At 45.3% G+C, this 15762-nt stretch carries 17 protein-coding genes and 3 pseudogenes; 1 reads left to right on the top strand and 19 read right to left on the bottom strand.

Going from position 1 to position 15762, the window contains the following annotated elements; all coding sequences use genetic code 11:
- Positions 1 to 30: 30 nt before the first annotated feature.
- Positions 31 to 240, bottom strand: a complete 210-nt coding sequence (locus tag J7E21_RS11195; RefSeq protein ID WP_215107647.1) for a hypothetical protein — start codon at positions 238 to 240, stop codon at positions 31 to 33.
- Between the two features lie 39 nt (positions 241 to 279).
- Positions 280 to 486 (bottom strand): hypothetical protein, encoded by a 207-nt coding sequence (locus J7E21_RS11200; RefSeq protein ID WP_215107649.1) that lies wholly within the window; start codon positions 484 to 486, stop codon positions 280 to 282.
- A gap of 192 nt (positions 487 to 678) precedes the next feature.
- On the opposite strand from J7E21_RS11200, the pseudogene J7E21_RS11205 reads away from it, so the two are divergent.
- Positions 679 to 1187, top strand: a pseudogene (locus J7E21_RS11205) (SDR family NAD(P)-dependent oxidoreductase).
- A gap of 105 nt (positions 1188 to 1292) precedes the next feature.
- Here J7E21_RS11205 and J7E21_RS11210 read toward each other — a convergent pair.
- From J7E21_RS11210 to J7E21_RS16595, 17 genes and pseudogenes are all read right to left on the bottom strand, one after another.
- The gene (locus J7E21_RS11210; protein WP_215107651.1) at positions 1293 to 2054 is read right to left on the bottom strand and encodes an IclR family transcriptional regulator; all 762 of its coding nucleotides are present in this window, start codon (positions 2052 to 2054) and stop codon (positions 1293 to 1295) included.
- Between the two features lie 28 nt (positions 2055 to 2082).
- Positions 2083 to 3267, bottom strand: a complete 1185-nt coding sequence (locus tag J7E21_RS11215) for a CaiB/BaiF CoA transferase family protein (protein ID WP_215107653.1) — start codon at positions 3265 to 3267, stop codon at positions 2083 to 2085.
- A 12-nt stretch (positions 3268 to 3279) separates the two neighbouring features.
- Positions 3280 to 5235, bottom strand: a complete 1956-nt coding sequence (locus J7E21_RS11220) for a TRAP transporter permease (RefSeq protein WP_215107655.1) — start codon at positions 5233 to 5235, stop codon at positions 3280 to 3282.
- A gap of 37 nt (positions 5236 to 5272) precedes the next feature.
- Positions 5273 to 6253 (bottom strand): TAXI family TRAP transporter solute-binding subunit, encoded by a 981-nt coding sequence (locus tag J7E21_RS11225; RefSeq protein WP_215107663.1) that lies wholly within the window; start codon positions 6251 to 6253, stop codon positions 5273 to 5275.
- A 4-nt stretch (positions 6254 to 6257) separates the two neighbouring features.
- The gene (locus J7E21_RS11230; protein WP_215107664.1) at positions 6258 to 7073 is read right to left on the bottom strand and encodes an enoyl-CoA hydratase/isomerase family protein; all 816 of its coding nucleotides are present in this window, start codon (positions 7071 to 7073) and stop codon (positions 6258 to 6260) included.
- Positions 7054 to 8103, bottom strand: a complete 1050-nt coding sequence (locus J7E21_RS11235; protein ID WP_215107666.1) for an acyl-CoA dehydrogenase family protein — start codon at positions 8101 to 8103, stop codon at positions 7054 to 7056. Before J7E21_RS11235 ends, J7E21_RS11230 begins: the two co-directional genes overlap by 20 nt.
- Complete coding sequence (locus J7E21_RS11240; RefSeq protein ID WP_215107668.1) at positions 8100 to 9254, bottom strand: acyl-CoA dehydrogenase family protein; 1155 nt, start codon at positions 9252 to 9254, stop codon at positions 8100 to 8102. The genes J7E21_RS11235 and J7E21_RS11240 overlap by 4 nt, the downstream gene beginning before the upstream one ends.
- A 322-nt stretch (positions 9255 to 9576) precedes the next feature.
- Entirely contained in the window at positions 9577 to 9708 is a 132-nt protein-coding gene (locus J7E21_RS16430; RefSeq protein WP_285228747.1) for a hypothetical protein, read from the bottom strand.
- A gap of 36 nt (positions 9709 to 9744) precedes the next feature.
- Complete coding sequence (locus J7E21_RS11245; protein WP_215107670.1) at positions 9745 to 9984, bottom strand: hypothetical protein; 240 nt, start codon at positions 9982 to 9984, stop codon at positions 9745 to 9747.
- 69 nt (positions 9985 to 10053) lie between these two features.
- Positions 10054 to 10779, bottom strand: coding sequence for a hypothetical protein (locus tag J7E21_RS11250; protein WP_215107671.1), 726 nt, complete (start codon positions 10777 to 10779; stop codon positions 10054 to 10056).
- A 132-nt stretch (positions 10780 to 10911) separates the two neighbouring features.
- Positions 10912 to 12212, bottom strand: a pseudogene (locus J7E21_RS11255) (MATE family efflux transporter).
- Between the two features lie 13 nt (positions 12213 to 12225).
- A complete protein-coding gene (locus tag J7E21_RS11260) occupies positions 12226 to 12990 on the bottom strand; it encodes an ABC transporter ATP-binding protein (RefSeq protein ID WP_215107672.1) in 765 nt (254 codons plus the stop codon).
- On the bottom strand, positions 12987 to 13373 hold the full coding sequence (locus tag J7E21_RS16585) for an ABC transporter ATP-binding protein (protein ID WP_353047779.1): 387 nt from the start codon (positions 13371 to 13373) through the stop codon (positions 12987 to 12989). The genes J7E21_RS11260 and J7E21_RS16585 overlap by 4 nt, the downstream gene beginning before the upstream one ends.
- 243 nt (positions 13374 to 13616) lie before the next feature.
- Positions 13617 to 13787: an ATP-binding cassette domain-containing protein gene (locus J7E21_RS16590; RefSeq protein WP_353047780.1), complete on the bottom strand. Its 171-nt coding sequence runs from the start codon at positions 13785 to 13787 to the stop codon at positions 13617 to 13619.
- Positions 13784 to 14568: pseudogene (gene nikC, locus J7E21_RS11270) on the bottom strand (nickel transporter permease). Before nikC ends, J7E21_RS16590 begins: the two are co-directional and overlap by 4 nt.
- Before the next feature lie 35 nt (positions 14569 to 14603).
- Complete coding sequence (nikB, locus tag J7E21_RS11275) at positions 14604 to 15548, bottom strand: nickel ABC transporter permease (RefSeq protein ID WP_483313493.1); 945 nt, start codon at positions 15546 to 15548, stop codon at positions 14604 to 14606.
- A gap of 3 nt (positions 15549 to 15551) precedes the next feature.
- The gene (locus J7E21_RS16595; RefSeq protein ID WP_353047781.1) at positions 15552 to 15758 is read right to left on the bottom strand and encodes a hypothetical protein; all 207 of its coding nucleotides are present in this window, start codon (positions 15756 to 15758) and stop codon (positions 15552 to 15554) included.
- Between the last annotated feature and the right edge of the window lie 4 nt (positions 15759 to 15762).

A 15762-nucleotide genomic window follows, 5' to 3' on the forward strand; every position in this document is an offset into this window, starting at 1 on the left:
CAATTCAATCGCTCCTCTTCTTTCTGAAACTTATTTATCTTCTTGGTTCTTTTCACGCTTCTCCAACTCTTCTACTTCGACATCCCGCTGAAATTCTGCCTGCTGCTTTAACGGTACATCGTCCACTTTTTGTGACTTGCTCTTGCGCAGCGCCATCAAGATGCTGCCGACAAGTAGCCCCGTAATGAGAAGAAAAAGGACAAAGATGATGATTGCTATTGTAATTCCATTAAATTCCATTGCATATATCCCCCTCTCTTCGCTGTTCCCTTGGTTCATTTAGCGCTTGTTTTCCAGCTGCTCCACCCGTTTCTCCAACTCTTCGATGCGGGTATTCGTATCTGCTCCGGATGCTTTCTGTTTGTTGTTCTTTTTACCTGAATTCACGATCATCGTTATAACAACAGCGATTATCAGTAAAAAAAATCCGCCAATTATTACTGTCGCGATGATATCTCCTGTATTGTACGTTGTTATGTCTGTCACAATTATAGTTACCCCTTTTACATGAATACTAACTTCTATAGATTTCTCGGAAACCCTTTTCGGACTTGCACGAGGCATTGCGCACAAAAAACTGCCAATTCAAGCGAACTCCGAAGAAAGAGCTTGTCCTGCTCGTGAAGAACCTATACAGCGGAACATGAATACAAATTCAGGAGGAGATCAAATGGGAAACTGCAAGGGAAAACAGCAGTCATTACAGGTGGCGCTTCAGGAATTGGTGCAGCTACAGCTCAGCTTTTCGCGAAAGAAGGCGCTAAACTCGTACTCGTCGACTTGAATGAAGAAAAAGGACAGGTGTTTGCAGCGGAACTACCGGATGTTTTATTCATCAAAGCGGATATTACCGACGAAGCGCAAGTCCAGAATGTCTACGCACAGGCAATGGGAAGATATGGCCAATCGATATCGTCTTCAACAATGCCGGCATCGGCAAAGTGACCCGTTCGCTCGGACTTGAATATGCGGACCAGAACATCCGCGTCAATGCGATGTGCCCAGGGTTCATCGACACGCCGATCATTACGGAAGAAAGCAAAGACATCTTGAAAGAAATGACGCCGATGAAACGCCTCGGCGAATCGGATGAAATGGCGAAAGCTGTCCTATCCCTCGCATCCGACGACTCCAGCTTCATGACCGGCGCGAGCCTTGTCGTCGACGGCGGCTATACGGCTCAGTAAACGTATACCATTCTAAAATGAAAAAAGCCGAAATCCTGTTTTCCTAAAGGATTTCGGCTTTTTTTTTTGTATTATAAAGCTACTATAATTAACTTCTTAACTATCTTAAGCTATTTCTTGAGCAGCTTGCTTCATTTTCTTTGTTAGACCTTCAAAATCATACTCTTCTTGCCGAATGTAAGGGAACGTCACCGATAAAGTACCCAGCAAAAAATTTCCTTGAGCTAGAATAGGAACACTTATTGAAACGGCCCCTTTTACTCGCTCGCCATAGGTGATGGAATGACCTTGCTCTCGAATTTCTGTAAGCTGCTTTCTTAACTCTTCTTTGGAATTAATAGTGCGATCAGTTATCTTAGATAATTCAATCGCATCTAAATATGACTCAATAAACTCCTGCTCTCGATAGGCTAACAATACCTTTGCTGAAGCACCTGCATACAAAGGCGCTGTATGACCTACAAATGTCAAAGCTGATAATTCATGGCGACTCGCTAAGTTGTAAATGCATCTTCTTTGATTTCCTTCGATAATATTTAAGGAAATGTTTTCTTTCGTTTCTTCATTGAGTCTCTCCATAATTGGAATGGCTTTTGAAAGCAAGGCATCACTCTTTTGAACCATCTGCCCTAAAAACATTAGTTCAAGACCAAGACTGTACTGTTTCGTCTTTTCATTTTTCATTAAAAACCCTTCATAAACTAGTGTATTTACAATTCGCTGTAAGCTAGAAATGGATATTCCTGTACTGCGCGATAACTCCGTTAAAGACATATAAGGTTGATCGACCTTAAATGCACGAAGCACTTGTATTACACGATGAATACTTGACATAGAATAGTTTGTTTTGAATGCTTCTTGCTCCATAGATGCACCTCTTTTAAACGTGTTATCTTCATATTAACTGATTTCGGACATTCAATGAAGAAACACGCTCATTACTGCTCTGTAATTCTTTAAGAATTTCTTCACTATGCTCTCCTAATGTTGGAGGGGCATAACGAGTTTTGATATTAAGTCCGCTATGTTTAAGTGGACTAGCCAATAACTTTACAGTACCATAACTACTTTCGAGCGACTCTACTCCTTCTCTGTAAGAGATTTGCTCTTGTTTCAATGCTTGTTCGATTGTGTTCACTCGCCCTACAGGAACTTTAGCTTCTGCTAATAACGATACCCATTGTTCAGATGATTTTTTTTGAAGCTCAGTTTCAATCATCTCAGCTAATTCATTTTCATGTTTTTTTCTCTGCGCATTACTCTCAAATCTTTTATCATCAGCCCATTCAGGATGATTCAGAGCTATACATAACTTTCTATATAACCCGTCATTACCCGCACAGATCATAATCGGATAATCACCAGTTTGAAAAACTTGATAAGGAGCCACGTTATTATGTTGGTTGCCCTTTCGCTCTGAGATCATTCCAGTATTTAAGTAAGCACTCGCGACATTCGCCATACTCGCAATCTGCACATCCAATAGCGACAAATCAATTGACTGTCCCTCACCCGTAAAGTCTCTTTGTCGAATAGCTGCGACTATACTAAGTGCTACATAAACAGAAGTAATAATATCTGCAATTGGAATTCCTACTTTTGTGGCCTCTCCATCAGGTTGCCCTGTCACATCCATTAATCCGCTCATTGCCTGTATGACTGGATCAAATCCAGGCAACTCACCAAGCGGCCCATTCTGTCCGAAGCCAGTGACCGAGCACAAAATGATTCTTGGGTTAACTTGTTTTAATTTTTTATAATCAATTCCTAGTTTTTTCATCGTACCGGATTTAAAGTTTTCTATTACCACATCGGATTTTTTTACCAATTCAAGAAATTGTTCTCTTCCTACTTCTGATTTCAAGTCGATAACAATGGATCTCTTATTTCGATTGGCACTTAAATAATAAGTGCTTTCCCCATGGAGAAACGGGCCCCAGTCCCGCATGCTGTCAGAACCACCAGGTGGTTCGACACGAATGATGTCAGCCCCTAAATCGCCCAATGTCATGGCCCCTGCAGGAGCTGCATAAACTCTAGAAAGATCAAGTACTCTTATATCATGTAGTGGTTGAATCATAATTTCTTCACCTTACCTCTCTGCAATACCTTCTTTTTTCAGCGCCGTCATTTTTGCTTCACTTCTTTTCCATCCAGTTTTTCGAATATGGTTCACTAGAAGGAGAAACAATAAACCAAACCCAACCAAATCTGTATTTCCTGAAGTATCGATAATCATCAAGCCTGATACGGCAAACAAAAGTCTTTCTATTACAGAAACATAATCTTTCAGATATCCTGCGATTGCAACCGCTAAAGCAGCGCCACCGATTAAGGCGATTATGCCAGCCGCTATACTCTCCCAAACTGAACCCCCATCGAATAATAATACTGGGTTAAAAAGGAAGAAGAATGGAATGATAAACCCTACTGCTCCAAGTCGAACAGATTCTATCGCCACGGCAGTTGGGTTGACCTTCGCTAACCCTGCTGCAGCGTAACTTGCTAGTGCTACCGGAGGTGTAATACTCGATAGTGCTGCGTAATAAAACGCAAACATATGAGCTGCCATTGGCGGGACGCCCATTCTTGTTAAGATTGGGATAGAAATGGTAGCTACAATTATATAGGCAGCGGTGGCTGGAACTCCCATGCCGAGGATGATACTAATAACCATGGTCAGTACTGCCGCAATTAACACACTTTCTCCAGCTAGGTTCAATACATTATTACCAATAGTAAGCCCTATACTTGTCAGTGTGACCGTTCCGATAACAATACCGACGATTGCTGTAGCTATACCGACATTTATAGCTCCACGGACACCTTCTTCAATTGACCTAAGAATGCTTCCTAAGCCCATTCTAGTTGAACGCCTGATCCAAGAAGCAAGAATGGTGGATGCCAAAGCCCAAATCGCTGCGAATAAAGGTGTTACCCCAGTCATCAGCGTACCGATCAATACAATAAGCGGAATTAAAAGGTGTCCACCTTCTTTTAACACTTTCACGGCATTTGGAATATTCTCTTTCGAGATTCCTGATAATCCAAGACGCTTTGCTTCGAGATGAACTACTAGTAACAGTACAGAGTAATATAGTACTGCTGGGATTATTGCCGCTAGCATTACCTGGGAATAAGGAACTCCCAGAAATTCGGCCATAATAAATCCTGCTGCTCCCATGATTGGGGGAGCGAGAAGACCTCCGGTGCTTGCCACCGACTCAACAGCTGCGGCAAACTTGGGTTGATACCCTGTCTTCTTCATAAGAGGAATAGTTACAGCCCCAGTGGTCACTACATTACCGACTGCAGAACCACTCATCATACCCATAAGACCTGAACCAATTACAGCTACCTTAGCAGGTCCTCCAGCCGTTCTTCCCGCAATCGTTAACGCTAAATCATTAATAAAATCAGAAAACCCACTGTTTTTTAGAAATGCGCCAAAAATTACAAATACAAAAATATAAGTAGCTGACACCCCAATGGCCGTACCAAATATTCCTTGTCCACCCCAAAACATCACGGAGATGATTCTTTCAACACTAAAACCGGCATGAGATAATATGCCAGGCAAATATGGTCCAGCAAAGTTATAACCAAGAAATATTAAAGCAATAATAGTCATTGATAGCCCGGTTACTCGACGTGTCGCTTCAAACAAAAGACCAATAGCCAAAGCACCCATTACATAATCAAGCGGAATATTTACCCCATAACGTTCTCTCACGAATACATCATACGTAAACAGGAAATACCCAATGGAAATGATTGAAAGAAGAACCAGTACCATGTCTAGCTTTGAAGGCGCAGCCCTTTTCGATTTTTTAGTCCTTGGGTATAAGAGAAAGCTGAACACAAGCAAGAAACCAAGGTGCCATGCACGAAACTTGATAGCATCCATAACTCCATAACTACTCATATACAGCTGAAAAATTGTCCATACAACCGCTAACACAAGGATGATCCGAGCCCAACTTCCTAGAAAATGACGCTGGCCTTGTTCCTGTTCTGCCAGAATGGCAGCTTGTTCCTGCTTGGTCATACTACCCCTCCTACCCCTCGTTCACATTTGATTATTCTTACTCCAAGACTCCAACTTCCTTATAATAACGTTCAGCTCCCGGATGCAGTGGTACATCAGCCGTTCCTTTCACTGCCTCTTCTATATTGAATTGCTGCACTACCGCATGCCCCTGCTCTAACTCTTCCAAGCTTTCCCAAAGAGATTTTGTCATTTCATAAACAGCATCTTCAGAGATATTTGCGTCAATCGCGATAGAGCTGAACTGTCCAACTGTCCGCACCTCATCTTCTTGCCCTTCGTACGTGCCTGCTTCGATCAGATATTCAAAATTCCATGGATTCTCTTCATTGGTCATTGTTTGAATTCCTTCTTCTGTAAAACTGATCACTTTCGAATCTACTGTCGAAATCAATTCAGATGCTCCAGCAGCTGGTACGCCCGTATAAATATTGACCGCTTCTACTTGTTTATTACGCATTAAATCAACAGCTTCACCAAAACCGACATAGTTCTCATTTACAGTTTCTAAATCAACTCCATGTGACGACAGAATAAGTTTTGATTCAAGTTCTGTCGCTGATCCTGCCGCCCCATAAACGAATGACTTTCCTGCGAGATCTTGAATAGAGTCAACTCCGGCACCATTTAACGCAATAATATGGCTAACGTTAGGATAGAGATTAGCCAAGATTCGAATATCTTCATATGCTCCATCTTCAAAACTATTTTCGCCATTATAAGCTTCCCACATAATATTGACAGTTGAGAGTGCCATTTGGGATTCGCCTCGCTGCATCATTTTCAAATTCTCGACTGATCCATTTGAAGCTTGTGCAGAAACTGACGTTTCACTGCCATTCGTCCAATGCGTCGCTAGCAATGCACCGAGGGGATAATACACTCCACTTGTAGTACCGGTACTAAATGTCAGTTGATCGGAACTAGCATTGGCATTCCCTTCCCCCTCGCCACTGCAAGCGCTTACAACCAAGGCCAAAATTAAAAGATTAGCTAAAAACAAATAAGATTTTTTCATTTGTTTACTCCCCTTTCCCGAAAACCGGAATTCTTTTGTCCATGACGGCTTGCACACCTTCTGCATGATCTTCCTCTTCCATGACAATCGCCATTTTTGAAGAAATATAATCCAGTGAAGAACGTAAATTCATATCTGCACTCTGATTGACTGCCCGTTTGATGAATTGAATAGCTAATTGCGGACCTCCCGCTAATTTTTCGGCATAGTCCTGAACCGCTTGATCTAACTCTTCATCCGGGATTACAAACGTAACCATTCCTCGTTCTAAAGCTTCTTGGGCCGAAATAGCTTCTCCTGTCCATAACATATGCAAAGCCATATCACGGTTCATCAGTCTTGGGAGAAAATAAGCTCCACCATCTCCAGGCACTAGTCCTACTTTTATATAGCTTTCGGAAAGCTTTGCTGATTCAGCAGTAAAGCGAATATCACACATCAAAGCCATATCCAATCCAGCACCAAATGCCGCGCCGTGAATTTTCGCAATCACCGGCTTATCAATTTCTTCAAGGAGCAATGGAATTCGCTGCACTTTTTTCCATAAAGAATTTTTTCTTTTAACGCCTTTAGAAATATTATCCTCATCAGATTTATAAAATCCTCGGCCAGCCATCATTTCCTTTATGTCTCCACCGGAACAGAAACCTTTGCCAGCTCCTTGAACGATAAGAACAGCAATTTCATTGGAGTCTCTCACTTGTTCAAGCGAATCAATCCAAAGGTCCAGCATTTCCCCACTAAAAGCATTCAGTGATTCAGGTCGGTTCAAGGTAATTGTTGCAATATTGTCGTTTACTTCAAATAGTAAATCCGGCATGTACTCGATCTCCCTTCACGTGAGTGATTTGCTCCCAAATATCATGATCTTCTGCCATATAAAGTTCCGCCAAACGGTTTGTCCAATAGGTCTCATTCCCCGCTTCATCTCGCCAAGCCCAGAGACGGCGTGTAAAGTGGTGCAATTCATGTTCATAGGTCATGCCAATACCTGCGTGGAGCTGATGAGCCGCTTTGGCTACCGTATTCGCCTGTTTTGACAATTCCGTTTTCATCATTGCGACATACTGAGGAAAATAAGGCTTTTCGTAAGAGGCAGCAACAACTTGCAAAGTGGAATATGCAGCAGCGTATTCTCCGGCCATGGACGTCAAATGATGTTGAATTGCTTGGAACTTGTGAAGCGGCCGGCCGAATTGTTTACGCTCTTTTGAATAAAAGACAGATAAGTTTAAAACTGCCTCCATAGCTCCAGTCATCTGTGCTGACTTTCCGGCAGCGGTTTCAAGTAAATCTTTCTCTTTCATTTCCTCATAGCTTTCAGGGAGCGATATCCAGTTTAAAGCAGCATTTATGTTCACTGAATCTCGGGGCTCTGCAGCTAAGTTCTCGTGGTGCTTCACGTCCGCTTCAGACAGGTCGAGAAGTGCGAGTGCAGCTGTTTCACCTTCTTTTTTGATTACAACTACTTGCTCTACGTACCGGGCAAATGGAATACGTTCAATTCGTTCAAGTTCAGCTTCACCAATAAAGTGAATGACTCGCTTTTTATCCCCAAATTCCATTCCCTGAGAAGCTAACACTGCGTTGGCTGATAAAACTTCCAGCAGTGGAACCGGTGCGGCATACTTCCCCATCAAATACAAAACGCCAAGCACATCTTCAAAATCCCCGCCCACACCGCCTTGCTCTTCAGAAATCCCTAGCAAGGTCAATCCGGCTTCTTCACATGTATCCCATAACGAACTTGCCCAATCCCCCTCCTCGAAAGACTCACGTATTTCCTTAGTGGAAAGGTTTCTCAAAATTTTTTCGGTAGAATCCATAATAAACTCTTTCATTTCGCTCATGCCGATACAACTCCCTTCGCTACAATGCCTCTAAGAATTTCAGTAGTTCCACCTCGGAGGGTAAATCCAGGCCCATGCAAAATGGATTCTGCCAAAAGTCGAGAGTATGTTACTTCAGCTTCTTTATCTGGCATCGTCGGAATTAGCAATCTTACTACTTCCGCGACATATTGCTCGAATTCATTCCCCAAATCTTTAACGAGTGCAGCTGCAAGGTTTACATCCTTACCTTCTTGAAGAAGGTTTGCAATTCCAATGGACAGATTCCGCAATGACCACATCCTAGCAACAAGACCGGCTATTATGGCAAGCCCGCTATGATCTTTGTTTTCTTTTAAAATCTTTATCGCTTCCTCAAGAAGTGGATAGGTGCTGAGAATTCGCTCTGGACCGCTCCGCTCGAAGGCTAATTCTGTCATCCCTTGAGCCCACCCATTTCCAACTTCACCTACTATGCGATTATCCGGAACAAATACATTTTCAAGAAATACTTCGTTGAAATGATGTTCTCCGGTGAGGAATTGGATAGGTCGGATGGTGACTCCATCTGACTTTAAATCAATAATCAACTGACTCATACCTGCATGTTTTTTTTCTTCTTGCCGGGGGCTCGTTCTGCATAATGTAATCATGTAATGAGAATGGTGAGCACCTGAAGTCCAGGTTTTCATTCCGTTCACAAGCCATCCACCATTCACTTTTTCTGCAGTTGTTTGCAAAGATCCGAGATCCGAACCGGAGTTTGGTTCTGAAAGCCCAATCGAGAAGAAACATTCGCCTTTTGCGATTTGTGGTATAAAGAAGTTTTTTTGTTCCTCTGTTCCAAACTTCAATAGAAGCGGTCCTGATTGGCGGTCTGCAAACCAATGGGATGCGACAGGAGCACCGACTGCCAATAATTCTTCGGTAATGATGTAACGGTATATATAAGACTTGTCCTGCCCCCCGTATTCTTTAGGGAATGTAATTCCAACCCATCCTTTTTCACCAAGTAAGCTTGAAAATTCTGAGCTGTAACCACTTAGCCACGAGTCTGCATGAGTTTTAAAAGTTCCTTTTTCTCTTTCTTCATGAAGAAATGCTCGCACTTCTTTTCGAAACTGATTTTCTTCCTCGTTAAATTCATACGCTGGAAGTTGAAGCTGCCTCATCTTACCCACTCCTTTTACCGATATAGCGTAACGGTTATTGTCAAAAGATAACTAACGACAGAATATATCGAAAATTCAGAGTTGTCAAACACACTTTAAACAAATATGTTGTTTTTTCCAGAAGAAAAGGAAGTTAAAAGACAAACTTATTGCTTCGAAAAATTTTCTAGTAAAACAAAAAGAGAAAGAAACCCTTGATGGTGCAAAGGTTTCTTTCTCTTTTTGTGTAGAATCAAATAACATTTGATTTTACAGTTAAAAATATTTATTTTTATTTAGTTTTTTTGAATATACTTTTTTGATGCCCACCAAATGCAACCGCTCATCTCATCATCTCATTGATGAAATACAACTGGTAAACAACCGGCAACGTGAAGTAGAAGCTCGCAACAAATAGCAGTACCCAAACAATCCCCATCCAACTTCCCGCTCCGAACATTTCCATATTCGACATCCCGGTCTCCCCTTTTTGCAAGTTGCTATGTATAGCTTATGCACCTAGGAAAAAGTCCTGCCACGATACCATGAATAGCAATAACGAAATCACGACAAAGGCATATCCCCAAAATTCTTTCCGGTTTTTCTCGATCCGCTCGAATCCGGCGACGAGCATAAAAATACCTAACAGCAGCATAACAAGCGGAGTCAACACCGTGTTTTGGGTCAATAATACATAGCCCGCAACTCCGACAATACTTATTTGCAAGACGATCCGGATGATTTTCAGCATATCCCGCCTCCTTTCAAACGCAAGCCACAGCTTGCGTAGCCATATATTCCCCCTCATGCTCAACGGGTTTCATTGAAAATCTTTCACTAGGCGCTTTAAATAAGCTTCCGGGAGCGGCACAGTTTCTTTCAGGTGCATTTTGTAATACGTATCTTCAGTTGTCTGGATTTCCACGAGCACACGGTCATCAGAGCCCAGTTTCACCGTTTCGTGGAGCAGGATATCCAACCTGTCGCCTTTTTTCATTTCGAGCGGAAGCTTCGGCACTTTCCCATTCTGCTCATAAGAGAGGCTGGCAGAAGAATCGTAATGGCCGACACTTGCCACAGCCATCTCTTCAGGTGCCGTGAAACTATAACGTAAGGTGAGATCTTCTTCCATCGTCCCTTCAACTGCTTCTTCACCGCTTAAGACGATGAGCAAAGTTTCGTTAGGTGCATGGTTTTCATAAGAAATACTTACAGGTATTGCGTAGCCGGAAAATCCGTAGAAAAAAGCGAGATCCTCTTCAGAGAGTTCAATCTCGTCTTCTCTCAGCTGATAGCCATTTTGCTCGGCAAGTTCTTGTGTCACAGCGGTTTCGTCTGGATAAAATCCACTGCCCTCGACCATGACATCCGTCAAGAAAGTCTTGTCGCGTTTCGTTGTAATATATGACACCGTCATAGTTCCCGCTTCCTCATCCACTTGCGCCGAAACTACCACCGGCGCTTTAACATGCGCTTTCGGCCATAAGCTATAGCCGCCCATTGTTATAACGAGGAGGAGCATAACTAGTGTCCACACCTTCACCATGGTTGCCCCTTTCTATCCATCCCCTATTGTATTAAATTCCCATTTTTTACATACTACCATTACTGGTATACCAAAGAAACGCTTAATGGCAATTTTCATCCATATATTTGGCACCCTTCAAACAAAATTTCCTCAAGTGGAAAAATGCCGGTTCAACTTCGGAATATACAAAGATAGGAAAATCGACCGTCCTGCGCTGAACGCGATGAATGCTAGCCACAGCCCGTGATTGCCAAAGACCGGGACCGCGAGAAAATAAACGGTCAAAAACAATAGCAAAGCGAGAAACATTGATTTTCGGACGGGGGCAGTGTCGGTCGCGCCTGTGAAAATGCCGTAGAAAATGATGCCGATGCTCGTGGCCATCGGGAACAACAACAGCCATACGCTATAGGTTGTTGCGATATCGATGACTTCCGGAATACCCGTAAACAGCCGGATGACCGGTTCGCTGAACAGCCAATACGCTAGCGTCAAAAATGCTGCCGTCATAAGCGCCCACTGGCTTGATAAAGCGAGCGTCTTTTTATACAAGCGGGAATCTTTGGAACCGACCGCTTTGCCCGATAAAATGCTCGAGGCGTTCGAAAAACCGTCAAAAAAGTATCCCATCAAATAATGGATCTGGATCAACACCGCGTTGGCCGCCAGCGTTTCAGTGCCGAACGAAGCGCTTTTGTAGGTAAAAATATTAAAGACCAACAGCAGGCAGACGGTGCGGATAAAGAGATCCTGATTGACGGATACCATTTTTTTCAAAGCAGCTGCTTCGAAGATCTGTTTCGCCGGCAACAGCTTCACGGTAAATTGTGTTCTTTTTACCAGAAAATAAACACCGAGCAGCATCGCACTCACTTCGGCGATCAAAGTCGCTGACGCTACCCCCGCCACGCCCCAGGAAAACACCACGACAAACAGCAGATCGAGCGCAATGTTCAACAGGTTCATGGCGATTTGGATAGTAACGGCCAACTTGATGCGCGACATGCCCATAAGCCAGCCGAGGATGACGTAATTGATGAATGTCACCGGTACTCCCCAGACGCGGATATGGAAATAATCCAGCGCCAAGGCTTCCACGTCCGCCGCCGGGTTGAACAATGTCATGGCGGCTTATGCGATCGAGTTTTGGGCGACCAAAAAAATGAGCCCGATCGCCAAGGCGATGAAGAACGGCCGGATAAACGACAGGGTTTCCTGCAGCTCATCTTTTGCCCCGAGTGCCTGCGCCGCAAACCCTGAAGTGCTGACGCGCAAAAAGCCGAACAGCCAGTACATCGTATTGAAAATCACTGTCCCGATCGCGACGCCCCCAAGATAGGCAGTGGATACAGCTGTCCGACTACCGCTGTATCCACTGCCCCGAGTAACGGCGTCGTCACGGTAGAAAACGTTAAAGGCAAAGCCAAGGCTAAGTATTTTTTATGGTTCATAATAGGCTCCTATTCAGCCGAATAACGAAACCAGTTGTTTCGTATACGGATGCCGCGCTTCGGAAAACAGTTGCGCTTTGTCGAAGCGGTCGACGATCTCACCGTCTTTCATCACCATGACTCGCTGGCTCAAGGCTTGTATCGCGGATAGGTCATGGGAGATGAATAGATAGGACAAGTCGAGTTCATGGCGGAGATTGTCCAGCAGCTTCAAGATCGCCACTTGCGTCAACACATCCAAGCTTGATGTCGGTTCATCGAGAACGATGAGTGAAGGCTCGAGGCTGATGGCGCGCGCAATGGAAATCCGCTGCTTTTGTCCGCCGCTCAATTCATGGGGATAGCGCGACAGCAGTTCACACGGAAGTTCCACCGCTTCCAACCATTGATGCGCCACTTGTTGTTCTGTAGCGTGCTGGAACTGCTTTAAAGCTGCCTGTTCCCCGTATTGGCGAAACGGTTCCATTAAAGAGTGGCGGATTTTCAGTTTCGGGTTGAGTGAAGAGGCCGGATTTTGCATGACGGTTTGGAGGTGGCGCCGGTACGGACGGACTGGGCGCTCTGTTTTATTGTGCAAGGGCGCCCCTTCAAAGATGATTTCTCCCCCGTCGAGCTGCTCCAACTGCAAGATGCAGCGGGCCAGCGTGCTTTTTCCGCAGCCGCTCTCGCCGACCAACCCGAGGCACTCCTTGTTGTTCAACGTGAAATTGATGTCTTTCAACACCGGATTTCCCTGTTTATAAAATTTATGGACATGTTTCAGTTCAAGTACGGTCATCCGACAGACTCCCGGGTGAGCAGATCGATTGCCGACGCCAAGGCGGGTGACGCGGCGATCAATACTTTCGTATAAGGATGCTGCGGGTTTTCAAGGATGGTGTGCTTTTCTCCCTGCTCCACAACGACCCCTTCTTTCATGACGACGATGCGGTCGGCATATTTCCGTACATGCCGCAGATCGTGTGTAATGAAGAGCATCGCGCAGCCGGTTTCTTGTTGCAAATCGGCCAGCAAACGCAAAACTTTAAAAGCAGAAATGCTGTCGAGTGCGGCCGTTGGTTCATCCGCGATGAGGATATCCGGTTTTGCGGGGAGAGCCAGTGCGATCGAACTGCGCTGGAGCTGCCCGCCGCTCAATTGGAACGGATAGCGCCCATACATCTCCGGCTGCAACCCAACCGAACTCGAGCGCTCTTTCCGCCATGTCCTTTCTCTGCGCTTTTGGCAAACGGAAATGAGCCTTCAGAAATTCATCAAAATGGCGCCCGATTGTATGAAACGGAGTAAACGAACCTTGATAATCCTGAAACACATCCGAAATGGACGTGCCGCGCAATCGGCGCATTTTTTTCGGGTGGAGCTGCAGCAAATCCTCTCCTTCATAGAGAACTTTTCCATCAGCTTTCAAGTTCGGGGCGAGCAGCCACCCGATTGCTGACGCCGCGAACTTTTTCCGCTGCCGCTTTGGCCGATGATGGCGAGCCACTCGCCTTTTTGGATATCAAACGAAACGTCTGTCACGAGGGAATGGCCCCCGGTCTGAACCGATAAATTATTCACTGAGAGCAAGGTCATTGCGCCACTTCCTTTTTCACATCAAATTTGTCCCGCAAATAATCGCCGAGCAAATTGGAAAATAGCACGACAGTCACAATCGCGAGTCCCGGATAAATCATTAAGGCCGGGACCGACTGGAAATACGGCCGGGCTTCGTTGAGCATCGCGCCCCATTCCGGAGCAGGCGGCTGTGCACCGAGGCCGATATAGGACAAGGATGAAATCAATAAAATAATTTTCCCCAAATCAAGACTTGCCGGCACCAAAATATGGCCGATGAGATGGGGAAACATATGCTTGCCCATGATGCGCCATTCGCTCAATCCGTTGACTTTGGCCATCGTGATGTAATCTTTCTGCCGTTCCGCAACGACCGTGCTGCGGGCAAGACGGGCGTAATTCACCCATTTGACCAAAACAATCGCCAGCAGCAGGTTCTCAATGCCTGCACCGAGCAAACCGCTGAGGACAATCGCCACCACCGTATCCGGAAATGCCAGAAACGCATCAGCACGCGGTCCACCAGTCCGCCTTTGAATCCTGCGATGACGCCGATCGGTACCCCGATGATTACCGCCATGAGAAGCGCCAGAAAGCCATAACCGACCGTCAGCTGAAATCCGAGCAGAATGCGGGTCAGCATGTCACGGCCCAAATGGTCGGTGCCGAAAGGATGTTGCCAGCTCGCCGGTAGCAGGCGTTCATTCAAGTTCACAAACGATGGATCGTGCTTTAAATAAAGCAATGCATATGACGCGACTCCTGCAATCAGAAGAAGGATGGCGATCAAAAAAAGCATTTTATAACGGGTTCTATGCAAACTAAATCGATTGGTCATCCAGCCTTCCCCTTTTCTTTTAAGCGCAGTTCCGGATTCAAATAATGATACGACAAATCCACTGCACTATTGATCGCAAAAACCAAGATGGCCATGATGAACATATAGCCTTGGATGACGGGATAATCCCTTCCCCGAATCGCATCGACGACCATTTTACCGATACCCGGATAAGCGAAAATCACTTCGATGACGACCACACCGCCGATCAAGCTTCCGAGGCTCACGCCAAATACCGTGATGACCGGCGGCAAGCTGGCTCGCAGGACATGGCTGAAGAAGATGCGCGTGTCAGAAATCCCCCTGGCGCGCGCAGCACGGATAAATTCCTGGTTCAAGGAATCGATCAAACTCGAGCGCAACAAGCGCACATAGACGCTGGAGTTAGCGAGCCCCAAGGTAATAGAAGGAAGGACGGCAGAATGCAAGCCGTCCCTCCCCATTGTCGGCAGCCATCCTAAGCGCACGCCGACCAGATCGATCAATATTAGTCCGAGCCAAAAACTTGGAACCGCCGCACCTACGAGCGAAACACCGCTGCTTACTTGATCGATCCAGCGTCCTCTGTATAAAGCAGCGAGCGAGCCGAACGGCAGCGCGATCAGCACCATGACGAGAAGCCCTCCGAGCGTCAATTCCAACGTAGCCGGAACCCCGCTCCATAACATGTCCATGACCGGTTGGTTGGAACTATACGAGTTCCCGAAATCGAGCCGGACAAAATCCGCAAGCCACTGCCCATACTGGACGAAGAGCGGCTCATTGAATCCCATATCTTCACGCAGCTTTTCCACTTGTTCGTTCGATACCGAAAGATCATCCACTTTCAGGATGGACAGCACCGGGTCACCTGGGGCCAGCCGCGCAAACCGGAAGCTGACAAAGGTGATCAATAGCAGAAAGACTGCCACTTCGACCAAGCGGCGCGTGATAATCCGGATCACTTACTCCACATCCAATTCGTTCGTCAGCATATAGTATTCGCTTCTGGTCGTCGTCCAGTTTTTCACTTTGTCGGAATTATAGGCAACAAGTGTATTCGGATGCAGGACAAATGAGTTGTACATTTGTTCATCGACATAACTGGCGATTTCTTCTGCAATATCCGAACGCTCCGCTTGGTCAACGGCCGCATTCAACCTATCGATCATCGCC

The organism is Planococcus sp. ISL-109 (assembly GCF_018613655.1).
Taxonomy (GTDB): Bacteria; Bacillota; Bacilli; order Bacillales_A; family Planococcaceae; genus Planococcus.